This window comes from Actinomadura sp. NEAU-AAG7 (assembly GCF_018603865.1).
GTDB lineage: Bacteria > Actinomycetota > Actinomycetes > Streptosporangiales > Streptosporangiaceae > Spirillospora > Spirillospora litoris.
In genome coordinates, this window is record NZ_JAHFZY010000001.1 from 743,193 (window position 1) to 764,771 (window position 21,579).

The 21,579-nt window shown below is 71.9% G+C and carries 21 protein-coding genes and 1 riboswitch; of the genes, 14 read left to right on the top strand and 7 right to left on the bottom strand.

The features are described from left to right. Window positions 1-55: 55 nt before the first annotated feature. The 3 genes from KLI87_RS03475 (at window position 56) to KLI87_RS03485 (ending at window position 2,043) form a co-directional block, all read left to right on the top strand. Window positions 56-499: a MarR family winged helix-turn-helix transcriptional regulator gene (locus KLI87_RS03475; RefSeq protein ID WP_156220337.1), complete on the top strand. Its 444-nt coding sequence runs from the start codon at window positions 56-58 to the stop codon at window positions 497-499. A gap of 422 nt (window positions 500-921) precedes the next feature. Continuing rightward, window positions 922-1,413, top strand: coding sequence for a GNAT family N-acetyltransferase (locus KLI87_RS03480; RefSeq protein WP_214615789.1), 492 nt, complete (start codon window positions 922-924; stop codon window positions 1,411-1,413). An 81-nt stretch (window positions 1,414-1,494) separates the two neighbouring features. Further along, window positions 1,495-2,043 carry a GNAT family N-acetyltransferase gene (locus KLI87_RS03485; protein ID WP_214615790.1) on the top strand — a complete coding sequence of 183 codons (549 nt, stop codon included), beginning with the start codon at window positions 1,495-1,497 and terminating at the stop codon, window positions 2,041-2,043. Window positions 2,044-2,062: 19 nt separating this feature from the next. Here KLI87_RS03485 and KLI87_RS03490 read toward each other — a convergent pair whose 3' ends face one another. From KLI87_RS03490 to KLI87_RS03505, 4 genes are all read right to left on the bottom strand, one after another. Then, window positions 2,063-2,767, bottom strand: a complete 705-nt coding sequence (locus KLI87_RS03490) for a GPP34 family phosphoprotein (RefSeq protein WP_156220334.1) — start codon at window positions 2,765-2,767, stop codon at window positions 2,063-2,065. A gap of 386 nt (window positions 2,768-3,153) precedes the next feature. Then, the gene (locus KLI87_RS03495) at window positions 3,154-5,469 is read right to left on the bottom strand and encodes a cation-translocating P-type ATPase (RefSeq protein WP_214615791.1); all 2,316 of its coding nucleotides are present in this window, start codon (window positions 5,467-5,469) and stop codon (window positions 3,154-3,156) included. A gap of 29 nt (window positions 5,470-5,498) precedes the next feature. Then, a complete protein-coding gene (locus KLI87_RS03500) occupies window positions 5,499-6,425 on the bottom strand; it encodes a hypothetical protein (RefSeq protein ID WP_214615792.1) in 927 nt (308 codons plus the stop codon). A 31-nt stretch (window positions 6,426-6,456) separates the two neighbouring features. Further along, entirely contained in the window at window positions 6,457-6,663 is a 207-nt protein-coding gene (locus KLI87_RS03505) for a heavy-metal-associated domain-containing protein (RefSeq protein WP_156220332.1), read from the bottom strand. A 323-nt stretch (window positions 6,664-6,986) separates the two neighbouring features. Between KLI87_RS03505 and KLI87_RS03510 the strand changes: the two genes are divergently transcribed. Beyond that, window positions 6,987-7,850 carry an Fpg/Nei family DNA glycosylase gene (locus KLI87_RS03510; RefSeq protein ID WP_156220331.1) on the top strand — a complete coding sequence of 288 codons (864 nt, stop codon included), beginning with the start codon at window positions 6,987-6,989 and terminating at the stop codon, window positions 7,848-7,850. Between the two features lie 24 nt (window positions 7,851-7,874). Here KLI87_RS03510 and KLI87_RS03515 read toward each other — a convergent pair whose 3' ends face one another. Beyond that, a complete protein-coding gene (locus tag KLI87_RS03515) occupies window positions 7,875-8,336 on the bottom strand; it encodes an SSI family serine proteinase inhibitor (RefSeq protein WP_214615793.1) in 462 nt (153 codons plus the stop codon). A gap of 49 nt (window positions 8,337-8,385) precedes the next feature. Between KLI87_RS03515 and KLI87_RS03520 the strand changes: the two genes are divergently transcribed. From KLI87_RS03520 to KLI87_RS03555, 8 genes are all read left to right on the top strand, one after another. Beyond that, window positions 8,386-8,718: a rhodanese-like domain-containing protein gene (locus KLI87_RS03520; RefSeq protein WP_214616606.1), complete on the top strand. Its 333-nt coding sequence runs from the start codon at window positions 8,386-8,388 to the stop codon at window positions 8,716-8,718. A gap of 60 nt (window positions 8,719-8,778) precedes the next feature. Continuing rightward, a riboswitch (TPP riboswitch) is annotated at window positions 8,779-8,893 on the top strand. Next, on the top strand, window positions 8,887-10,248 hold the full coding sequence (locus tag KLI87_RS03525) for a cytosine permease (protein ID WP_214615794.1): 1,362 nt from the start codon (window positions 8,887-8,889) through the stop codon (window positions 10,246-10,248). It overlaps the preceding riboswitch by 7 nt. A gap of 151 nt (window positions 10,249-10,399) precedes the next feature. After that, on the top strand, window positions 10,400-12,376 hold the full coding sequence (locus KLI87_RS03530) for a PAS domain-containing protein (protein ID WP_308165835.1): 1,977 nt from the start codon (window positions 10,400-10,402) through the stop codon (window positions 12,374-12,376). Between the two features lie 375 nt (window positions 12,377-12,751). Then, complete coding sequence (locus KLI87_RS03535) at window positions 12,752-13,297, top strand: ATP-binding protein (protein ID WP_308165836.1); 546 nt, start codon at window positions 12,752-12,754, stop codon at window positions 13,295-13,297. A 438-nt stretch (window positions 13,298-13,735) separates the two neighbouring features. Beyond that, window positions 13,736-14,854 (top strand): sensor histidine kinase, encoded by a 1,119-nt coding sequence (locus KLI87_RS03540; RefSeq protein ID WP_214615796.1) that lies wholly within the window; start codon window positions 13,736-13,738, stop codon window positions 14,852-14,854. Continuing rightward, on the top strand, window positions 14,851-15,504 hold the full coding sequence (locus KLI87_RS03545) for a response regulator transcription factor (RefSeq protein ID WP_214615797.1): 654 nt from the start codon (window positions 14,851-14,853) through the stop codon (window positions 15,502-15,504). The genes KLI87_RS03540 and KLI87_RS03545 overlap by 4 nt, the downstream gene beginning before the upstream one ends. Before the next feature lie 147 nt (window positions 15,505-15,651). After that, on the top strand, window positions 15,652-16,278 hold the full coding sequence (locus KLI87_RS03550) for a hypothetical protein (protein ID WP_214615798.1): 627 nt from the start codon (window positions 15,652-15,654) through the stop codon (window positions 16,276-16,278). Between the two features lie 32 nt (window positions 16,279-16,310). Further along, window positions 16,311-17,444: a serine hydrolase gene (locus tag KLI87_RS03555; protein WP_214615799.1), complete on the top strand. Its 1,134-nt coding sequence runs from the start codon at window positions 16,311-16,313 to the stop codon at window positions 17,442-17,444. 3 nt (window positions 17,445-17,447) lie between these two features. Here the strand turns inward: KLI87_RS03555 and KLI87_RS03560 are convergent, their stop codons facing one another. Next, on the bottom strand, window positions 17,448-18,383 hold the full coding sequence (locus KLI87_RS03560; RefSeq protein ID WP_214615800.1) for an NAD(P)-dependent oxidoreductase: 936 nt from the start codon (window positions 18,381-18,383) through the stop codon (window positions 17,448-17,450). A 72-nt stretch (window positions 18,384-18,455) separates the two neighbouring features. On the opposite strand from KLI87_RS03560, the gene KLI87_RS03565 reads away from it, so the two are divergent. Beyond that, window positions 18,456-18,923 (top strand): MarR family winged helix-turn-helix transcriptional regulator, encoded by a 468-nt coding sequence (locus tag KLI87_RS03565; RefSeq protein ID WP_214615801.1) that lies wholly within the window; start codon window positions 18,456-18,458, stop codon window positions 18,921-18,923. A 195-nt stretch (window positions 18,924-19,118) separates the two neighbouring features. Here KLI87_RS03565 and KLI87_RS03570 read toward each other — a convergent pair whose 3' ends face one another. Then, window positions 19,119-20,318, bottom strand: coding sequence for an arginine deiminase (locus tag KLI87_RS03570; protein ID WP_214615802.1), 1,200 nt, complete (start codon window positions 20,316-20,318; stop codon window positions 19,119-19,121). 42 nt (window positions 20,319-20,360) lie between these two features. Between KLI87_RS03570 and KLI87_RS03575 the strand changes: the two genes are divergently transcribed. Then, window positions 20,361-21,545: an MFS transporter gene (locus KLI87_RS03575; RefSeq protein WP_214615803.1), complete on the top strand. Its 1,185-nt coding sequence runs from the start codon at window positions 20,361-20,363 to the stop codon at window positions 21,543-21,545. Window positions 21,546-21,579: the final 34 nt, after the last annotated feature.

Genomic DNA, 21,579 nt, shown 5'->3' on the forward strand with positions numbered 1-21,579 from the left:
TGCAGATATTCGCACCGCATGTACAGTGCTGTCAACGGAAAGCCGAGGTGGCGTGATGAGCGCAGCGGATGTCGAGATAGAGGACCGGGTCTGGAACGAGGTGGTCACCCTGTTCGGCAGGGTCGAGCACCGGCTGGCCAAGGCGCTGCAACGCGGGCACGGCATCGGACTGTCGGAGTTCCGCGCGCTGTGCCGGCTGGCGCACTCGGGCGAGGGCGAACTGCGGATGCAGGAGCTCGCCGACCTGATCGGCCTCAACCAGAGCTCGGTCAGCCGCCTCGTCGCCCGGCTGGAGTCGGCCGGTCTGACCAGGCGCGACATGTGTCCGAAGGACCGGCGCGGCGTCTACACCATCATCACCGAGGAGGGCCGCGCCCTCCAGGAGCGGGCCGCCCCGACCTACCGCCAGGAGTTGGCGGACGCCCTTGACGACGCCGCGGCCGACCCCTGTCTGGGGTCGCTGGTCACGGGCCTGCGCGGGATGTTCGCCGTCCACTAGGTCCGCGCGAACCTGGGTGAGGCGGCGTGCGCGCGAGCCCACGCCGACCTCGGGCCGTAGTCCCCCGGCGGCGCGCCGAAGGCCGTTGCGATGCCGAGCGCGCCGGCGAGGGCCTGCGACGACCGTCCGCGTGTGATGCGCGGCGCCTCGTCGGTGACCAGGCACGACGGCGTCCCTCATACGTCGTGTGCGCCTTGCCGACGGCTGCCGCGACGACGAGGCGCGGGTCCGTGCGGCGCGGCGACCTCGACCACCCGCGAGCACAGGCCCCGCCGATGCCGCCGGATGTTATGATCTTGTCGTTCAGCGAGCCTCCTAGCCGTAGCCGGCGGGGAGGCTTTTTCGCGTTCCGGGGCGTTCCGGGCCCCCTCGTACGCGTCGCTCCGAGCGGGTTCGCGGTGCCCTCCATGCGAAGGATTCTCATGTCCGATCTGTCTGTTCGGCCGGCCGGGGCCGACGACCGTCCCGTCCTGGAGCGCCTGTGGCTGATGTTCCAGCACGACATGTCGCAGTTCCGCGAGGTGCTGCCCTTCCCGGACGGGACGTTCCGGAGCGAGCGGCTCCAGTCCGCGCTGGACGACGCCGACCGGGCCGCCTACCTGCTGGCGAGCGGAGATCGGCCGGTCGGGTTCGCCCTCGTCCGGGGGCTCACCGGCCAGGGGCGGGTGCTGAACTCGTTCTTCGTGGTGCGGGGAGCGCGCCGGAGCGGGTTCGGGCTGCGCGGGGTCCAGGAGGTGGTGGCCCGGCATCCGGGCCCTTGGGAGATCGCCTTCCAGGACGACAACCTGACCGCCGTCCGGTTCTGGCGCCGCGTCGCGGCCGCGATCGCCCCCGGCGCCTGGACGGAGGAGCGCAGGGCGGTGCCGTCCCGTCCCGACCTGCCGCCCGACGTATGGATCTCGTTCAAGGCGTGATGACGCCAAATCCTTTTGGCCGGTCGTGGAGGCCGCGCGCACAATGACGGCGGATGACGTTCCTCGTCGGAAGGCTTGCCGGTGGAGGTGTTCCTGGAGACGAACCGCCTGCTGCTGCGGCGGTTCACCGAGGCGGACGCGGACCACCTGGTCCGGCTGGACGGCGATCCCGAGGTGATGCGCTTCCTCACCGGCGGGCCGACCCCGCGCGAGGAGATCGAGAACGACGTCCTGCCCGGGATCCTGCGCGACTACGCCCGGGGACCGACCGGACGCTGGGCCGCGCACGAGCGATCGACGGGCGAGTTCGTGGGCTGGCTCGCCCTCCAGCCTCCGGACGGCGGCGACGCCGCCGACGTTGAGCTCGGCTACCGGCTCAAGTCCTCGGTCTGGGGACGGGGATACGCCACCGAGGGGGCGCGGGCGCTGATCGGCAAGGGGTTCGCCGACCTCGGCGTGCGCCGGGTGTGGGCCCAGACGATGGCGGTCAACCTCGCGTCCCGCCGCGTGATGGAGAAGGCGGGCCTCCGGTACGTCCGGACGTTCTATCCACAGTTCGACGACCCCCTTCCCGGCACCGAGCAGGGTGAGGTCGAATACGAACTGGAGCGACCCGCACACCGGGGCTGACCGCGAAGGGAGGCCGCGCTCAGGTGGGCGAGCCGCCGGACGAACCGTCCTGCGCCGGGATCGGGACGGACACGGCCGCCTGCTTGCGGGCGATCGCCCTGGCGACGGCGGGGCCCGCCCAGCCCCCCGCCGTGACGGCGGCGACGCGTCCGTCCAGGTCGGGGACGGCGGAGAACAGGATGCGGGCGAGGTCGCACGCGTGCGCGATCTCCAGCAGCATCGCCGTCCGGGGGTCGGGGGCGATGCCGTCCAGCGGCGCGCTCGCGAGGGCCGCGTCCAGACGCGCGACGATCTCCCGCCGGGGCAGGGGGTTCAGCTCGGGGTGGCTGCTGGAGCGCAGGACGCCGAGGATCCACTGCTCCTCCTCGGCGAGGATGCCCTGTCCGATCAGGCCGTTGCGCAGCCTGAGCAGCAGCGCCGCGCCGCTCAGCACGGCCACCCACCGGTCGGTCGCGACACCGGGCGACCGGGCGATGCGCGCGAGCGCCTCGTCCAGCTCGGGGTCCCGCGCGAGCGACCTGCCGGTGACGGCGCCGGGCGTGACGTCCGCGGCGCCCGGGGGGCGCGGCCGGACGTGTCCGCCCTCCAGGTAGGCGCGCCCGGAGAGGACGAGTTCGGCGAGGATCGCGCCGGACAACGCGAGGTCGAGCTTCGCGGCGCCGATGACGGGCCGTCCGCCGGCCGGATGAATGGCCAGCAGGAGAAGCTCGTCGGCGATCCTCATCGTGCGCTTGCTCCCTTCGGCCTCACCCGTTATGAGACGGCGCGAGTCCCTACCAGGTTGCCAGGAACACCCGGAAAACGTTAGCGCGGGGCCCCCACCAGCGACCGCGCGCTTTGCGAGGTTCGCCCCCCAAGTTTCACCGTCCGAGGTCAAACACCCGCCGGGCACGCAACGCCAGCCCGATCAGGCACGCACTGCCTGGCCCCCGGAACTGACACTCGACCGGCCCCGCACCGCGGCCGCGACCGGCCCGCGGCCCACGAGGCAAGACACACCGAGGGCGGCGGAGGGGTCCGAACACAGGGGCGCCCCGATACCCGGGTGGGGTTCGGGGCGCCGGGGGAGGGCGGCGGGGCGCGGGTGGTGCGGCTCGCCGCCCTCCGGGATCAGTGGGTCGCCGGGACTTCCTTGCGAGGCGTGGTGAGGGACGTCGCCGCCGTGTCGGGGGTCGTGTCCGCCAGGGCCTTGAAGCCGCGGAGGCGGAGGCTGTTGCTGACCACGAACACCGAGGAGAACGCCATCGCGCCGCCCGCGATCATGGGGTTGAGCAGCCCGGACGCCGCCAGCGGCAGGGCCGCCACGTTGTAGGCGAAGGCCCAGAACAGGTTCCCCTTGATCGTGCGGAGCGTGCGGCGGGACAGCCGGATCGCGTCGGCGGCGGCGCGCAGGTCGCCGCGGACGAGGGTCAGGTCGGACGCCTCGATCGCGACGTCCGTGCCGGTGCCCATCGCGAGGCCGAGGTCGGCCTGGGCGAGCGCGGCGGCGTCGTTGACGCCGTCGCCGACCATCGCAACCGTCCGCCCTTCGGACTGGAGGCGCTTGACGACGTCGACCTTGTCCTGCGGGAGGACGTCGGCGATGACCTCCTCGATGCCGACGGTGTCCGCGACCGTCCGGGCGACGGTGGCGTTGTCGCCGGTCAGCAGGACGGGACGCAGCCCGAGCGAGCGCAGTCGCTCGATCGCCTCGGCCGAGGTCGGCTTGACCTGGTCGGCGACCGTGACGACCGCGCGGGCCTCGCCGTCCCAGCCGACCGCCACGGCGGTGTGGCCGAGGGCCTGCGCCGACTCCATCGCCGCCACCAGGGACGGCGGCAGCTCCTGCGACCACTCGGCGAGCAATTGCGGGCGGCCGACGAGCACGCCGTGCCCGTCCACGATCCCCTGGACGCCGAGCCCCTCGACGTTCGCGAAGTCCTCGACGGTGCCGAGCGTGCCGGCGCGGTCCCGGGCGCCCTTCGCGATGGCCTGCGCGATCGGGTGCTCGGACGCCTCCTCCAGCGCGCCCGCCAGCCGCAGGACGTCGGTCTCCTCCACGCCGTCGGCGGTGACGACCTCGACCAGCGCCATCTTGCCGGTGGTGACGGTTCCGGTCTTGTCGAGCACGACCGTGTCGATCGCGCGGGTCGACTCCAGCACCTCGGGCCCCTTGATCAGGATGCCGAGCTGCGCGCCGCGTCCGGTCCCGACCATGAGGGCGGTCGGGGTGGCGAGGCCGAGCGCGCACGGGCACGCGATGATCAGCACGGCGACGGCGGCGGTGAAGGCGCCGGCGAGGCCGTTGCCGGTACCGAGCCAGAAGCCGAGGGTGGCGATGGCGAGCGCGATGACGACCGGGACGAAGATCCCCGAGATCCGGTCGGCGAGCCGCTGGACCTGCGCCTTCCCGGTCTGCGCGTCCTCCACCAGCCGCGCCATCTGGGCGAGCTGGGTGTCGGATCCGACGCGGGTCGCCCGCACCAGCAGGCGCCCGCCGGCGTTCACGGTCGCGCCCGCGACCGTGTCGCCCGGCCCGACCTCCACCGGGACGGACTCGCCGGTCAGCAGCGAGGCGTCCACCGCGGACGAGCCCTCCTCGACCGTCCCGTCGGTGGCGATCTTCTCGCCGGGACGGACGACGAACACATCGCCCACCGCGAGCTGCTCGACCGGGATCCGCTCCTCCCGCGAACCGTCGCGGACGACCGACACCTCCTTGGCGCCGAGTTCCAGCAGCGCCCTCAGCGCGGCGCCCGCGCGGCGCTTGGAGCGGGCCTCGAAGTAGCGGCCGGCCAGGATGAACGCGATGACGCCGGACGCGGCCTCTAGGTAGATGTTCATCGACCCGTCCGACCGGGTCATGGAGAACTCGAAGCCGTGCCGCATGCCGGGCTCGCCCGCCATCCCGAAGAACAGCGCCCACACCGACCAGCCATACGCGGCGAGCGTGCCGACGGACACGAGCGTGTCCATGGTCGCGGCGCCGTGCCGCAGGTTGGTGAACGCCGCCTTGTGGAACGGCCAGCCGGCGTAGGCGACGACGGGCGAGGCCAGCGTCAGCGAGAGCCACTGCCAGTTGTCGAACTGGAGCGCCGGGACCATCGCCATCGCGATGACCGGCACCGACAGCGCGATCGCCGTGAGCAGCCGCTCCCGGAGCACGCGCAGCCCGTCGTCGCGCGGCTCCTCCTCGCCGGGGCCCTCGGCGGGCTTCGGCGGCGGGGGCAGCTCGGCGGTGTAGCCGGCCTTCTCGACCGAGGCGATCAGCTCCTGCGGAGACACCCCCTCGGGGAACTCCACCCGGGCCTTCTCGGTGGCGTAGTTGACCGAGGCGGTCACGCCCTCGATCCTGTTGAGGCGCTTCTCGATGCGGGCGGCGCACGACGCGCACGTCATGCCGCCGATCGCCAGCTCGATCCGCCCGGACTCCGCGTCGGTCGTCATCGCTCCTCCTTCTCCTTCCCCGTCGGACGTCAGTGCGAGTGGCTGTGGCCCTCTTCGGGCGCCTGCTGCACAGGCCCCCCGGACGTGGCGGCCTGCACGGTGAACTCCGCCGTGCGGACCTTGCCCTCATGCTGGAAGTCCAGGTAGAGGCGGTAGGCCCCCGCGCTCGGCGCCTCGGCGTAGAACGTGATGTCGGGGCCCGGCTTGGTCTTGCCGTCACCCGGGTCCCCGTCCGGGTGGACGTGGAGGTAGGCGAGGTCGCCCTGGCGCAGCGCGACCAGGTGCCCGTACGCCTCCAGGTACTCCTCCAGGTTCGTGACGGGTTCACCGTTCCTGCGGACGGAGAGCGTCAGCTTGCTGCTCTTGCCCGGGACCAGTTGCCCGGCGAGCGTGACCTCGTAACCGTCCACGACCTGGGAGACCGGCTCCTGCTTCGGCAGCGGCGTGTACTCGGACCGGCCGTCGGCGAAGATGTCGGTGCCGAGCGTGAGCTGCTCCTTCGCGCCCTCCGGCTGGACGTCGGTGAAGAACCGGTACGTCCCCGCCTTCGGCAGCACGATGGCGATCGCCCAGACCCCGCCGCCGACCTCGGTCGGGTGCAGGTGCTGGAAGCCCGACAGGTCGCGGCGCGCGATGATCAGGTGCAGCCGCTTGCCGTGCAGCGGCTTGAACCCGGTGACCGGCCTGCCGTCGGGCCCGTTGATCGTGAATCGGAAGTCGGTCAGCTCCCCCGGGTTGAACGTCGTCCGCCTCGGGACGAGCGTGTAGCCGCCCTGTGAGATCTGGAGGCCGCCCGGTACCGGGGTACCGGTATCGCCGCCGTGGCCGCCGTGCCCGCCCTGCCCCGTGTCCGCGGTGGCTCCCACCGGGCCGGCGATCTTGCCGATCCCGGTGGTGCCGCCGAAGACGACCGCCAGGCCCAGTGCGTACACGCCCAGCTTGGTCGCTGTGTTCATCGTTTCGCTCCGTTGTCCCCGTTGCCCGCGCTCAGCGCCTGAGTTCGTAACCGGCCTCCTCGACGGCGCCCTCGATCAGGGCGTCGTCCAGGGGGCCTTCGCTGGTGACGGTCACCTTGCCGGTCTTCAGGTCCACGTCGACGCCGGTGACGCCGGTGAGCCGCTCGACCTCCTCGGTGACCGAGCTGACGCAGTGGCCGCAGGTCATTCCGGCGACGGTGTAGGTGGCGGTGCTCATCTCGCGTCCTCTCTTTTACCCCTGGGGGGTATCTCGTGGGCCTCATGCTGCCATAACCGGACACCCGGCACAACCCGTACCCCCTAGGGGTTATTTCGAGATCCGGGTCACACCCTCCGCGAGCCCCTCCGGCGGGTCGTGACCCGGAAGTTATCCACACCCTGTCTGCCGGATCTGCCACCGCCCCCTGAGCCGGTTTGTCGATATTCGTAGAGGTATGACGCCCGGAATCGCCCCACGCGCGGGGCGATCCGGAGTTGTGCACAGGGTTTTCCACAGGCTTCCACAGCCCTGTGGACGAATTCTTCGCCGATACTGGGGTCATGCCTGAGTTGCCTGAGGTGGAGGCGCTGGCCGGCTTCCTCCGGGAGCGGGCGGTCGGACACGCCGTCGCCCGTGTCGATGTTCTCGCCATCTCCGCGCTGAAGACCTACGACCCGCCGGTGACCGCGCTGGGCGGCCTGACCATAACGGGAGTCTCCCGGCACGGTAAGTTCCTCGACCTCGACGTGGACGGCGTGCACCTGGTGATCCACCTGGCCCGCGCGGGCTGGCTGCGCTGGCGGGACGAGATCCCGGCGCGTCCCGTCCGGCCGGGCGGGAAGAACCCGCTGGCCCTGCGCGTGCACCTCGACGACGGCTCCGGCTTCGACCTCACCGAGGCGGGCACCAAGAAGGGCCTCGCCGTGTACGCCGTGCGCGACCCGTCCGACGTGCCGGGGGTCGCCTCGCTCGGGCCCGACCCGCTGGACGGCGCGTTCACCGCCGAGGCGCTGGCCGCGATCCTCGCGGGCAAGCGCACCCAGATCAAGGGCCTGCTGCGCGACCAGAAGGTGATCGCCGGGATCGGCAACGCCTACTCCGACGAGGTCCTGCACGTCGCGCGGATGTCGCCGTTCAAGATGGCGTCCTCGCTGACCGAGGACGACGTCGCGACCCTGCACGAGGCGATCGTCACGACCCTGCGGGACGCCGTCGAGCGCTCGCGCGGCCTCGAAGCCCAGGACCTCAAGGGCGAGAAGAAGACCGGGCTGCGCGTCCACGGCCGCACCGGTCAGAAATGCCCGGTGTGCGGCGACACGATCCGCGAGGTCTCGTTCGCCGACTCCTCGCTCCAGTACTGCCCGACCTGCCAGACCGGCGGCAAGCCCCTGGCGGACAGGAGGATGTCTCGCCTGCTCAAGTGACCCGCCGGGCCTGGCCGGCCGGGGTCAGCGCACCTTCGGGACGTCGCCGAACAGGGCGCCGACGCTCGTCCAGCGGTGGAGCTGGCAGCCGTCCTTGCGGGTGAACCTGGTGTCGATCTTCTGGCCCCGCCAGGTGCCCTTGACCGTGGCGATCTCCGGACCGCCGTAGATCTGGGTGCACATCTGGTCCTTGGGCACGGGCTTGAACGGCTGTTTCGCCTTGGCGAGCTCGGCGCACGCGGCGCCGGCCTTCGGGTGGTCGCCGCCGGGCGGCGCGCAGTTGAGGGTCCAGGTCTTGGCGGGGGCCTCGGCCGAGGCCCTGACCTGGATCGTGAGGTGGTCCGCCGGAGCGGTCGAGGGCTGGACGGAGGTCGCGCCCGAGGGCCGGTCGGCGGGTTTGCCGGAGGACTGTTCGTCGCCGCAGGCCGCCAGTGAGAGGATCATGGCGAGGCCGGGCGTCGTCACTAGGAGCGTCCGATACCGCATAGGTGATTCGACGCGACGGGGCCTCGCGCGGTTCCATGGGGGTGTGATGATTTTCGGGGACGACGTGCCGGCGGTCGACGCCGCTGACGTTCCGCAGGACGGCTACCTGCTGGACGTGCGGGAACAGGACGAGTGGGACGCGGGCCACGCGCCCGCCGCCGTCCACATCCCCATGGGCCAGCTCAGCGATCGGGCCGCGGAGATCCCCCGCGACCAGGAGGTCTTCGTGGTGTGCCGGTCCGGGGGGCGGTCGGCGCAGGTCACGGTCGCGCTCAACCAGGCGGGGTGGCTGGCGAGGAACGTGGACGGCGGCATGAAGCGCTGGGCCGAGGCGGGGCGTCCGATGGAGAACGGCGGCGACGGGCCGCCCTACGTGGCCTGACCGCGCCTGACCGCTGTCCGCCCTCGAAGGATGACTTTGGGCGCTGTACGATCGGTTTGACCGAATATCCGCGGGAGCTCGGGCCAGGCCGGGCTGAGAGGGCGACGACGAGGTGTCGCCGACCGCATGAACCTGTCCGGGTAATGCCGGCGTAGGGAGCGTGCCCCCATGACGTCCGCCCTTGACGCGCGTTCCGGGGACGACCGTCCCCGCGGCGCGGCCCCTCGCGACGAGGTCCCCTACACGCTCGACGAACCCGCGCCGAAGGTCCTCGGCTTCTGGGACCAGAGCGCCTTCTGGGCCAACCTCGGGGTCAGCCTCTTCGCGTTCTCCGGCGCCTACACCGTGCTCGCGCCGGACGCGGACGGGAGGCCGACGCTGTCGATCGTCGCGGGCATCGTCGCGATGGCGGTCGGCACGGTCCTCGGCGGGCTGATGCTCGGCCTCGCCGCCGCGCCGGGCGCGCGGACCGGCCAACCGGCGATGGTGCTGCTGCGCGGGCTTTTCGGCGCGCGGCTCTCCTACGTTCCGACCGTCCTCAACATCGCCCAGCTCGTCGGCTGGGGGACGTTCGAGCTGATCGTCATCGCGGACGCGGCGCGCGCGCTCTGGGACGGCGTCCCGCGCTGGTCCTACGTCATCGCCGCAGGAGCCATCACCACCGTCCTGACCATCTGGCCGCTCGGGTCGGTGCGGATGCTGCGCCGGTATGTGACCGCGGCCGTGATGATCGCCCTCGTCTACTTCTACATCCAGCTCGTCCGCGAGCCGCTGCCCGACCTCACGGAAGGCTCCTGGGGCGGGTTCTGGATCGGCGCGGACGCGGCGCTGGCCGTGTCCATCTCCTGGGTGCCGGTCGCGGCCGACTACACGCGGCACGCCCGGAGCGCGCGCGGGGCGTTCGGCGCCGCGTCCGTGGGCTACTCGGTCACGCAGATCATCGCCTACGTCCTCGGACTGCTGGCGTTGGCGCTGGTCGCGGGCGATTCGACCAAGGTCTTCGACCCGTTCCTGAACGTGTCGCTCGGCGTGCTGTTCTTCGCGGTGTTCGTGCTGCGCGAGGCCGACCAGTCGTTCGCGAACGTGTACTCGACGGCCGTGTCGATCCAGAACCTCGTGCCGCGCGCCGACCGGCGGGTGCTGTCGGTCGCGCTCGGCGCCGGGATCACCGTGCTCGCGCTGGTGCTGGACATCGGGGACTATTCGAGCTTCCTCTCGCTGATCGGCTCGGTGTTCGTCCCGCTGCTCGGCGTGCTCGCCGCCGACTTCTTCCTCGGCCGTGGCAGGTCCTGGGACCTCTCGCGGACCGCGCCGTCGCGCTGGGGCATGATCGCGGCCTGGGTCGCCGGGGTCGTCGCCTACCAGTTGGTCAACCCGGGCACCGTGCGTCACTGGGCCGGGTTCTGGACGGACGTCCGCGACGCCCTGAACTTCACGCCGCAGACGTGGATGAGCGCCTCCCTGCTGTCGTTCCTGGTCGCCGCGGCCGCCGCACTACTGGTCGGTAAGGTGGCGCGGACCGGACGTTGACGGGCACGCCACGCCAGGTCCACCGTCGGCGGATTTCGATGCAGGTAGCCCCCTGAAGTGGCGTTCTTCCGTCCGATCCTGGCTGGCTGTGGGAACTTTTCGGCACTGGTTGACAGGCGCGGGACCCGGGTCCGGTGGCACGATGACAGGCGTGCATCACCAGGTCCACGATCCGATCGCGCGAGCCGTCATCGAGAGCGCCGCCGACGCGATCGTGGCCGTCGACCAGCGGCACCGCGTCACGGTGTGGAATCCGGCGGCGGAGCGGATGTTCGGCTGGAGCGCGAAGGAGATGGTCGGACGGGTCCCGCCGATCGTCCCGGACGAGTTGAAGGCCGAGCACAACGCCGTCCAGGAGCGGCTGCTCACGCGGCGGCCGGGGGAGGGCGAGAACGGGCAGATCTCGATCGCGACCCGGCGCTTCCACCAGGACGGGCGGCTCATCGACGTCCGCATCGACACGAGCCTGCTGAAGGACCCCACCGGCGCGCCGCTCGGCTGGGTGGGGGTGTACCACCCCGTCGAGGACGACGAGATCGTCCAGCACCACATGGCGGAGCGGGCGCGGCTCGTCCGGCGGCTGAACGACATCGTCGCCGACCTCAACGCCGAACTCGACCTCGCGGTCGTGCTCGACCGGATCACCACCGCGCTCATCGAGCTGACCGGCGCCGACGCGGGCGGCTTCGTGCGCATCGAGGGCGACCGGCTGCGGCTGGTCAGCATGACCGGGCTGCCCGAGCACATGCGCGGAACGACCGCCGACCTGCGCTCCAGCCTGGTCGGCGAGCTGCTGCGCTCGGGCAAGACGGTGAAGCTCGCGACCGGCGAGCGGCGGCTCGGCGACCTGATCTGGTCCGAGCTGCCCGGTCTGCACACGATCGCGCTCGGCCTGTCCTACCTCCAGAACAAGCCGTATGGAGCGCTGTACGCGCTGTTCTCCGGCCGCAAGGTCGGCCATATGGAGCTCGAACTGCTGGAACTGCTCGCAGGGCATGCCGGCGTGGCGGTCGGCAACGCCGTCGCGTATGCGGAAGTGGTGCGGCAGCGCGCGCACGAGCGCGCCGTCATCGACTCCAGCGCGGACGGCATCGCCGTACTCGACCACGACCTCGTCGTCCGGCAGTGGAACCCCGCCGCGCACACGCTGACGGGCATCCCGCCGGAGGACGCGCTCGGCCGCCCGCTGCCGTTCGACATGCCCGCGCTGGGCGAGATGCTGACGTTCCGGCTGGAGTCGGGCATCTGGCTGAACGTCCTGGCCGCCGAGATCGAGGAGACCGGCGAGCTGGTCCTGGACTTCCGGGACGTCTCGGAGGCCAAGGCGCTCGAAGAGGCCAAGGACCTGTTCCTCGCCACGACCAGCCACGAGCTGCGCACCCCGATCACGGTCGTGCAGGGCTTCGCGTCCACGCTGGTCAACCGGTGGGACAAGCTCACCGACGCCGACCGCCGCGCCGCCGTCGCCACGATCGCCGAGCGCGCCCAGTCGCTCGGCCGGCTCGTCGAGCACCTGCTGCTCGGCTCCCGCGCCGGCGCGGACGAGCTGCCCGTGACGATCGAGACGTTCGACCTGCGCCGCGTCCTGGAAGGGGTGGTGGCGGGCTTCCGGTCGCTGTCGCCGCTGCACCAGGTCGAGCTGGAGATCGCGGCGGACCTGCCGTTCGCGCGGGGCGACGCGATGGCGACCGACATCGTCCTCGGGCAACTGCTGGAGAACGCCTTCAAATACTCCCCCGATGGCGGAACGGTCCGCGTGCGGGCGCGCCCCGAGGGCTCCGACCTGGTGGTCACCGTGGTGGACGAGGGCGTCGGCATCGCGCCGGGCGACCACGAGCGGATCTTCGAGCGCTTCGTCCAGGGGGAGGCGGGGGACCGGCGCCGGTTCGGCGGCATCGGGCTCGGCCTCTACATCGTGAAACGGCTGACCGAGGCGCAGGGCGGAACGATCTCCGCCCACGCAAACCGTGATGCATTTCACACGATGTCCCGCAAAGTGGGCACAAGTGTGACGACCATCTCAACCAGGGGTGAACCAGAGGTCCGACCGGGTGCCGTGACCACCTCTGATCCGGCATCCGGGACCAAGGGGACATGCATGCGTCTCGTCCTGCGGAGGGCGGGATGATGGTTACTTACCGTGACGACAGGAGGTCCGGTGCGAGTCGGTGAGAACGCTGTGACCGGCGCATTCCGCGTTCCTGACAGGTGGCAGGCTGGCCTCTTGCGGGAAAGTTCGGTGACGACAGGGTGTGATGGACGAAACGCGCGCGTGAGGAGTAATCCGCCGTTGGCTGGATAGATCCATTGTTGGTCGCCGTTGGTGACGAGATTCCGTTCCGACGCCGCAGACGGGGGTGATCACCGTGACCGGACGACCGGTGACTCGTTGTGCAGGTGGTGAAGTCTCTCGCCCGGGTTTCCGGTCCGGAACATCAGGGCATTTCGGTCATACCAAACAGGCGGCGGCGGGTCTCGTCCGAGCAAGCGAATCCACGGGGAGGTGAGGGCGTCGAGCGTCGTACTGCTACCACACGCACCGTCCAGCGTCGCGGTCGCGCGCAAGCGCCTCAGCTCGGAGCTGGTCGCCTCGGGGGTCTACGAGTCCATCGTGGACGACGCCAGTGTGATCGTGAGCGAGCTCATCAGCAACGCACTGCGGCACGCGCGTCCGCTCCCGTCCGGGCAGGTCAAGGTCTGCTGGCTACGCCGCGGTGACCTGCTCGAACTTGAGGTGAGCGACGGCGGCGCCATGACCGAACCGCGCCGCGGCCCCGGCACGCTCTCCTCACTCGGAGGCCGTGGCCTCGGCATCGTCGAGGCGCTCTCCGAAGGCTGGGGCGTCCGCCACGAAGAGGGCGCGACCACCGTCTGGGCCGTCCTGCGCGCCCCCCGCACCACCGGCGGCAACGGCTCCACCGCTCCGAGGGGCGCGCACGCCGGCGTGCCCGACCAGACCGACCTCCCGGACACCGGCGAGGAACCGGACAGCCACCTTTTCACCCGAACCAGGTATGGAGCGGCCTCAAGTAGGGCATACCCCGGCTAGAGAGACCAACGCCTCACCTTGTATGGTCCTCTTCAAGCTCGGGCGCTGTCGTGCCCCCGTCGACACCGCCCGAGCTGTTTTTATTGTGTTGCCCTTGGCGTCGGTCGCTGGCGCTCCCTCCTTCGGCGGGCAACACGGCGATCGCTGGCATCGCTCCGAACTCGCCTGGCGGCTCGCTTCGCGATCAGGTTCTCGCAAGCTCGAACCTGCCTTCGGACGCGATCGCAACGTCCCGGTCGCTGCGGGCTGGGCTTACTACTTCAACCCCCCGCCTTCGCACGTTGTCGCGCTGGAACCGGCGGTTTCAGGTGGTCAGTGGCGTGAAATCCCTCGTGCGGGCGAGGCGGGCATGCCGTCTGGGGTGGCGATACTGGGTGGATGACGGGTCGGTTCCGTGGTTTTGGTCTTCCGCTGCGTTCCGGTGCGGGCGCTGGGCGGGTGGATGTGCTGATCGCCGCGGCGGTCGCGGTGCCGGTGTTCGTGCCGTTCGCCTCGGCGCCGGAGGTGACGCCGCTCGGGGTGGTGTTCAACCTCGGGACGGTCGTGCCCCTGGTGTGGCGGCGGCGGGCTCCCTTCGCGGTCGCGGTGGTCGTGGCCTGCTTCGCCATGGGGGTCTCGCTGCACGCCCAACCGGGCCAGAACCTGCAATACGGCGGGCTGGTGGCCATCTACACGCTCGCCGACCTGGGGCGGCACCGCTGGCAGCGCTGGGGCTTCATCGGCGCGCTCGTGGCGACGATCCCGCCCGGCGCGCTGCTGGTCAAGGACAACGACGCGGCCGAGTTCATGTTCACGCTGCTCCTGCCCGTGACGGCGTTCCTGCTGGGGACGCTCGCACGGACCGCACGGGAACGGTCGGACGCGCTGGTGGAGCGGTCCGCGCAGCTCGAACGCGAGCGGGAGGCCGAGGCGGCGCGGGCGGCGGCGGAGGAGCGCTCGCGCATCGCCCGCGACATGCACGACGTGCTCGCGCACGCCGTCAGCATCATGGTGGTGCAGGCCGAGGCCGGTCCGGTGGTGGTCCGCTCCGATCCCGACCAGGCCGAACGGGTCTTCGACGCCATCGCCGACGCGGGCCGGGACGCGATGGCCCAACTGCGCCGGATGCTGGGCGTCCTCAAGGAGGAGCAGGACCACGGCGTCCGCGCGCCCCAGCCCACGATCGGCGAGCTTCCCGGCCTGGTCGAGCATGTCGACCGCACCCAGGTCCACGTGCGGCTCGCGGTCGAGGGCGGGAGCCGGGCGGTCCCCGCCGAGGTCGACCTGGCGGCCTACCGCATCGTGCAGGAGGCGCTCACCAATACGGTGAAGCACGCCGACGCGCGGGAGGCCGAGGTCCGGCTCCGCTGGACCGAGCACGAACTGGAGATCACGGTGACCGACGACGGGCAGGGCGACGCGGGGGCCGACCCGGGATGGCGGCGCGGGGGCAGCGGTCTCATCGGCATCCGTGAGCGCGTCGCCGCCTGCGGCGGCACCGTCGAGGCCGGTCCCCTGCCGGGCGGCGGGTTCCGCGTCTCGGCGCGGCTTCCCCACGCCGCGGCGGTGACCGCGTGATCAGGGTCGTGCTCGCCGACGACCAGGAGCTGGTCCGCAGCGGCTTCGCCATGATCCTGGACGCGCAGCCCGACATCGAGGTGGCGGGCGAGGCGGGCGACGGCGCCGCCGCGATCGCCGCGGTCCGCGAACACGCCCCCGACGTCGCGCTGCTCGACATCCGCATGCCGAGGCTGGACGGCATCGAGGCCGCGAAGGTCGTGTGCGCGCAGACCCCGACCCGCGTGATCATGCTGACCACGTTCGACCAGGACGACTACGTCTACGACGCGCTCTACGCGGGGGCCAGCGGCTTCCTGCTCAAGGACGTGCGCCGCGACGACCTCGTGCACGCGGTCCGCGTGGTCGCGGCGGGGGAGTCGCTGCTGGCTCCCGCCGTCACCCGCCGCCTGATCTCCGACATCACCCGCAACCGGCCGCGCTCCGGCGCGACCGCCTCCGACCGCCTGGCGGTCCTCACCGAACGCGAGCGCGAGACCCTGTCCCTGCTCGGCCGCGGGCTGTCGAACGCGGAGATCGCCGCGGCCATGGTCGTCAGTGAGCACACCGTGAAGACCCACGTGAGCAACGTCCTCGCCAAGCTCGGCATCCGCGACCGCGTCCAGGCCGTGATCGCCGCGTACGAGACGCGCCTGATCGAACCCTCCTGACCTCCGTCGCGCGGGGGAGCCTCGCCCCCGTCCTCCCCCGCGCCACCGATGCCCCAAGACCCGCCGCGGCGGCGATCCGCCCGCACACCGGTTCGCCCGAGGATCGAGACGCAGGAACGCACGGCTCGAACCTCGGGAGAACCGCTCATGTCCAGGATCGCCTTTCACCTCGCCCCCGCTCTCATGCTCGCCTACGGCGTCGTCCGGCTGATCGACGGCCGTGACGGGCAGCACGGCCCAGGACCCGCATGGACGGTGGGTCATCTGCTCTTCTTCGGTTCCCTCGTGCTGTACGGCGGGGTGATCGCGGGCCTGTACGGCCGCATCAGGGCCACCGGCGGCGGTACCGCGCGCCGGGTCGCGACGGGCGTCATGACCGCGGTCGCCGGCTTCGGGCTGGTGACGTTCGTCCGCGTCACGATCGTCGACCTCGTCGTCGGCGTCCGGGCCGCGGACGCCGCCGAGAAGAGCGCGCTCGCCGACCGGTACGCCGACGTCCCCGCCGTGCTCCCCCAGGCGGTCTACGAGATCGGCCCGGTGCTCTTCATGCTCGGGCTGGTGGCGCTGCTCGTCCAGTACGCGGTCCGCGCCCCGGGCGGCAGGGCGGTGACCGCCCTGAGCCCCGTCCTGGTCGTTCTCAGCTTCGTCACCATCACGCTCGACCTGGACCTGCTCCCGGCGGGCGCGGCGCTGATCTGGATCGCCCTCGCGATCTGCACCCGCGACCGGAGCTCGTCCGCCCCCGTGCCTGCCGGGGCCCACGCCGCGGTCTAGCCGCGAACCTTCGAATCCCACGGGAGACACTCATGATCAAGCAGAGGCGTGCGCTCGCCCTGGCCCTCGTGGCCGGTGTCGCGGCGGGCGGGCTGACCGGCACCGCCGCCGCCGACCGGGCTCCGTTGCGGGAACTCATGCACCGGCTGACCACGGTCGACGGCGGGCCCGGAGCGGTCCTGCACGTCCGGGACCGGCGCGGCGGCACCGTGCTGACCAGCGGCGTCGCGGACGTCACGAGCCGCGCGCCGATGCGCGCCGGCAGCGAGTACCGGATCGGCAGCATGACCAAGCCGTTCGTGGCCACGGTCCTGCTCCAACTGGTGGGAGAGCGCCGCGTCGTCCTGGACGCGCCGGTCGAGCGCTACCTGCCCGGCGTCGTACGCGGAAACGGCAACGACGGGCGCGCCGTCACCGTCCGCCAACTGCTCCAGCACACCAGCGGCATCCCCGACTACCTCGCCCACCTCGACCGGCAGGAGATCCTGAGGAATCCGCTGGTCCACCACGACACCCGCGGCCTGGTCGACTTCGCGCTCACCCATCCGCGCACGTTCGAGCCCGGCGAACGCTGGGGCTACTCCAACACCAACTACCTGCTGGCCGGCATGATCATCCAAAGGGTCACCGGCCACACCTACGGCCGGGAGATCCGCCGCCGCGTCATCGGACCGCTCGGGCTGCGCCACACCTCCGTGCCCGGTGACAGCACGGCGATCCCCGGACCGCACCCGCGCGGATACGCGCGACCGGGCCCCGACGCGCCGCTCCTGGACATCACCGCGTTCAACCCCTCGCTGGCGGGCGCCTCGGGCTCGATGATCTCTTCCGGAGCCGATCTCAACCGGTTCCTCGGCGCCCTCGTCGGCGGCAGGCTGCTCCGCCCGGCCCAGCTACGGGAGATGATGAGGACCCGCTCGACCCGCAACCCAGGCGACCCCGTCGACCCCCACCACCGGGCCTACGGCCTCGGCCTGGAGAGCAAGACGCTGCCCTGCGGCGGCCTGTACTGGGGGCACAGCGGTGACGTCCTCGGATTCAAGACCGCGGGCGGCGCCACGGTCGGCGGCGGCCAGGCGACCGTCATGGTGAACCTCGACCCGGGCGCCACGCGCGCGCAGGGCGACGACATGACGGCCGCCGTGCGGACGGCGCTCTGCCGGTAGCGCTCAATGCTCGTTCCCTGCTCGGAGCCAGGCGATGTAGTCGGTGACGGCGCGGGCGGTGTCGTATTCGGGCTTGAAGCCGGTGTCCTCGTGGAGCCGGCCGATGTCCAGGTGGCTCCGGCCGGCGGGACCTCCGGTGGGGAGGCCGACCCGGGCGCCTGGGATCACCTGCTCGATGGACGCGATGATCTCGGCGTTGGCCGTCGCGCGGCCGGAGGCCACGTTGTAGGTGCGGTGGTTCAGGTGGTCGGCCAGTTGGAGGAGGGCGATGGCGCGGCCCGTGTCCTTCACGTAGCAGAGGTCGAGGGCGTCCTCCGCGTGAGCGGGCGCGAGCAGGGTGGAGAGGTCCGGTTCCCTTCCCTGGACGGCCGCGTGCACCAGCTCGGGCGCCGCGAAGAACAGGGCGCCGTGGGGGTCGCGCGGGCCCCAGGTGCCGGAGATGCGGTAGTTGACGATCTCGATGCCGGTGGCGTCCGCCAGGTGCCCGTTGAGCAGTTCGCCGATCTTCTTGAAGGTCGGGATCGAGTGGGGGGCGGACATCGGGAGCGGCATGTCCTCCCTGAGCGCGCCCCGGGCGGTGATGCCGGAGTAGACGCCGATCGTGCTCGCGACGCCGACCCGGCGGACGCCCCGGTCCTGGGCGGCCCGCATGACGTTGAGCAGGCCGTTCAGGGCGCCGCGCGCCTGCTCGACGGGGCGGTCGGGGTCCGGCGGCCAGGGGCCGGAGTGCGCGAGGTGCACGATGCCGGTGATCTTGTGGCGGGCGCCGATGCCGAGCAACGCGTCCAGATCGGTGATGTCGCCCTGCTCGACGGTCACCCGCTCGTCGGCGTGCTCCGCCGGACGGCGCTGGAGCAGCACACAGCTCTCACCCAGGTCGAGCAGCGCTTGCACGGTGTGCGAACCGATGAATCCCATGCCTCCGGTGACGAGGATCATTGCGTCTCCATCTTCTGTCGTTCTGCTGATTATCAGTACTACTGACGATCAGGCTAGCGATAGAGTCGACGGGTGTCCAGCGGTGAGGGTTCGGTGCCCGAGGTGAGCATGACCCTCGGGTATCTGCTCAAGCACGCGCAGCACCGGATGGTCGAGCTGAACACGGGCGCGCTGGCGCCCTACGGCATCGACGGGCGGGATCTCGGAATCCTGCTCACGCTCGCCGGGCACGAGCCGGGGTCCCAGCAGCAGGCGGCGAAGCGGCTCGGGATCGACCGGACGACGATGGTCGCGATGCTGGACGCGCTGGAGCGCAAGGGGCTCGTGGCGCGCCGTCCGCACGCCGAGGACCGGCGGCGCAACGTGGTCGAGCTGACCGAGGCCGGGCGGGAGACCCTGCGGCTGGCCGTCGAGGCCAGCCGGGCCGCCGAGGACGAACTCCTCGCGCCGCTCACCCCGCGGGCCGCCGGGCTGCTACGGGACGCCCTCCGGACGATCGTCCTCCGCCCGGAGGACGGCGGCGACGCCGGGAAGCCGTAGCCCGCTACACGTCACAACGCCTCCGGGCCAGGGCCTGCCCGGCCGGAAGGTCGGCGACGGGCGACGGTCTCGGGCGCCGCGATCGCGTCCGAAGGCGGATTCGAGCGAAGCGAGTCGCCAGGCGGGTTCGGAGCGATGCAGCGGTCGCACGCGTGGCCCGTTGAAGGAGGGGGCGCCGGCGGCCGGCGTCGGGGGCTACGCCCGATGAACCGGACATGACATGCAGCGGGGGCCGCCGCGGCCCGTGCCCAGTTCGCTGCCGCTGATGCGGATGACCTCGATGCCGGACGCTTCGAGTTGGGCGTTGGTCTCGATGTTGCGTTCGTAGGCGACGCAGAGGCGGGGGGCGACGGCGAGGGTGTTGTTGCCATCGTCCCACTGCTCGCGTTCGGCGGTGACGGGGTCGAGGCCGGTGTCGATGACCTTGAGGCGGTCCAGCGACATCGCTTCGGCGGCGGCCTCCAGGAAGGGGTGGGGGCCGGAGACGCGGAGGTCGCCGCCCTCCAGGGTGACCTTGTAGGCGGTCAGGGAGTGGGCGAGCGGCGGGTACATGACGACGGTATCGACGTCCACCATCGTGCAGACGGTGTCGAGATGCATCGTGGCACGTTCCTGCGCGATGGGGACGGCCAGGACGGTGTGGGCGAGGCCCGCGCCGATCACCTGGCGGGCGAGCCGCTCGACGCCCGCCGGGGTGGTGCGCTCGCCGGTGCCGACGGCGATCACGCCGGGGCACAGGAGCAGGACGTCGCCGCCTTCGAGGTGTTCGAGGTCGGCGGTGTAGACGGGGTCGACGCCCGCGAAGCGGGGGTGGTGGGCGTAGATCAGGCCGGTCAGGGCGGACTCGCGGCGGCGGGCCTCCATGGCGAGGCTGGTCACGGCGACGCGGTCGCCGATCCAGGTGCTGTTGTCGCGGGTGAACAGCAGGCCGGGGAGGGGGTCGACGATGAAGTCCAGGCGGTCCATGAGGCGGTAGGCCAGGCCGTGGCCCGACTTCAGCTCCTCGTGGGCGAGCCCGGCGATCAGGGTGTGGGCGAGGCGCTCGGGGTCCTGGTCGCGCAGGTAGCCGTCCAGGACGCGGCGGAGCTGGTCGCCGAGGCGCGGGTCGGCGGTGACGTCGGTGATGGCCTGTTCGCGGGCGCCCTCGTATTCGAGGGCGTCCTGGAGGAGCTCGGTGATGTAGAGGACCTCGACGTCGCGGCTCCGGAGGGCCTCGGCGAACGCGTCGTGCTCCTCCTGGGCGCGGCCGACCCAGGGGATGGCGTCGAACAGCAGCTTGTCGCTGTTGCGGGGCGTGAGCCGTTTCAGCTCCGCACCCGGGCGATGGAGGATGACGGTCCGCAGCCGCCCGACCTCGCTGGTGACCCTGTGTTCGTGCGCAGTCGTCTCCGTCACATGTGAAAGTCTAGGTCGCCGGTCCTGTGGCACGATCTCGGGGTGATCGGCAAGCCCGCCGGGCTCCCTCTGCACCTGACGGCCGCGACGTTGCTGCGTGTTTCCGCGGAGGGTGTGGCGACGGCGCTGGTGCTCACCGTCCAGGCCCGTACGGGGGACGCCGCGACCGCCGGTTACCTCCAGGCGGCGATGACGCTGCCGTACGTGCTGAGCGGCCCGGTGATCGGAAACGTGGTCGACCGGGTGGCGCGTCCCCGGCGTGTCGCGGTCGCGATGGCGGTGGGATACGCGGCCGCGACGGCGTTGCTGCTGCTCCTGGCGGGACGCTCGCCGCTGGTGCTGGCGTTGTGCGTCGCGGCGGTGATCGGCTGCACCGAGCCGGTGGTGGTGGCGCTGACCAGCCTGCTGCCGCGTTTCGTGCCCGCCGAGCGGCTCTCCCGCGCGTACGGGCTGGAGGCGTCCAGTTTCAACCTCGCCGCGATCGCGGGCCCCGGGCTCGCGGCGGCGCTCGCCGGGGCGATGGGGGGCCAGTACGCCGGGCTCGCGATCGTGGCGAGCGGGATCCTCGGCGTGCTGGCCCTGCCGCTGCTGCCCTTCCCCGGGGCGTCGGGGGGCGCGCAGAAGGTGTCCGGGGTCGTGATGGGCGGGTTCACCGTCCTGGCCGAGGGACGGGTGCTGCGGGCGCTGACGACCGCGACCACGCTGGCCTGGCTCGGGTTCGGCGGGGTCGCGGTGACGGCGGTGCTGCTCGCCGAGCACCTCGGCGCGGAGCCCAGCGCGGGCGGACGGCTGCTGGTGGCGATGGCGGTCGGGTCGCTCGCGGGGTCGCTGGCCTCCAGCCGGTGGCTGCGGCCCCGGCACGCCGTGCCCGTCATGCTGGCCGGGCTGGTCGCGTTCGGGACGGCGCTGGCGTCGCTGGCCGTGGTGCCGTCCGTCCCGTGGGCGATGGCGGCGTTCGCGGTGGCGGGGATGGTCGAGGGCCCGGTGTTCGCGGCGACGCTGATGCTGCGCCAGCGCGAGTCGCCCCCGGACAGCCTCGGCCAGGTCAACACCACCGCGGGCAGCCTCAAGATCGCCGCATCGGCGGTGGGCGCGGGCCTGACCGCCGTCTCGGCGGACGCGGTGGGCGCGGTCGGCCTCGTCCTGGCCATCGCGTCCTTCCAGTTCGTGGGCGCCGGTCTCGGCCTGCTCCTCCTGCGCTTCCCCAGAAGACCCGCGGACGGCTGAACGGGCGGTGGCGGCCGGCGAGGTGACCGCCGGC

Excerpts from the sequence above, each read along its gene's own strand:
- KLI87_RS03505 (WP_156220332.1), bottom strand. The coding sequence starts at position 6,663 with ATGAGCACCGCCACCTACACCGTCGCCGGAATGACCTGCGGCCACTGC.
- KLI87_RS03475 (WP_156220337.1), top strand. The coding sequence starts at position 56 with ATGAGCGCAGCGGATGTCGAGATAGAGGACCGGGTCTGGAACGAGGTG.
- KLI87_RS03525 (WP_214615794.1), top strand. The coding sequence starts at position 8,887 with ATGACGTCCGCCCTTGACGCGCGTTCCGGGGACGACCGTCCCCGCGGC.
- KLI87_RS03550 (WP_214615798.1), top strand. The coding sequence starts at position 15,652 with ATGTCCAGGATCGCCTTTCACCTCGCCCCCGCTCTCATGCTCGCCTAC.
- KLI87_RS03490 (WP_156220334.1), bottom strand. The coding sequence starts at position 2,767 with ATGAGGATCGCCGACGAGCTTCTCCTGCTGGCCATTCATCCGGCCGGC.
- KLI87_RS03510 (WP_156220331.1), top strand. The coding sequence starts at position 6,987 with ATGCCTGAGTTGCCTGAGGTGGAGGCGCTGGCCGGCTTCCTCCGGGAG.
- KLI87_RS03500 (WP_214615792.1), bottom strand. The coding sequence starts at position 6,425 with ATGAACACAGCGACCAAGCTGGGCGTGTACGCACTGGGCCTGGCGGTC.
- KLI87_RS03495 (WP_214615791.1), bottom strand. The coding sequence starts at position 5,469 with ATGACGACCGACGCGGAGTCCGGGCGGATCGAGCTGGCGATCGGCGGC.
- KLI87_RS03560 (WP_214615800.1), bottom strand. The coding sequence starts at position 18,383 with ATGATCCTCGTCACCGGAGGCATGGGATTCATCGGTTCGCACACCGTG.
- KLI87_RS03515 (WP_214615793.1), bottom strand. The coding sequence starts at position 8,336 with ATGCGGTATCGGACGCTCCTAGTGACGACGCCCGGCCTCGCCATGATC.
- KLI87_RS03480 (WP_214615789.1), top strand. The coding sequence starts at position 922 with ATGTCCGATCTGTCTGTTCGGCCGGCCGGGGCCGACGACCGTCCCGTC.
- KLI87_RS03555 (WP_214615799.1), top strand. The coding sequence starts at position 16,311 with ATGATCAAGCAGAGGCGTGCGCTCGCCCTGGCCCTCGTGGCCGGTGTC.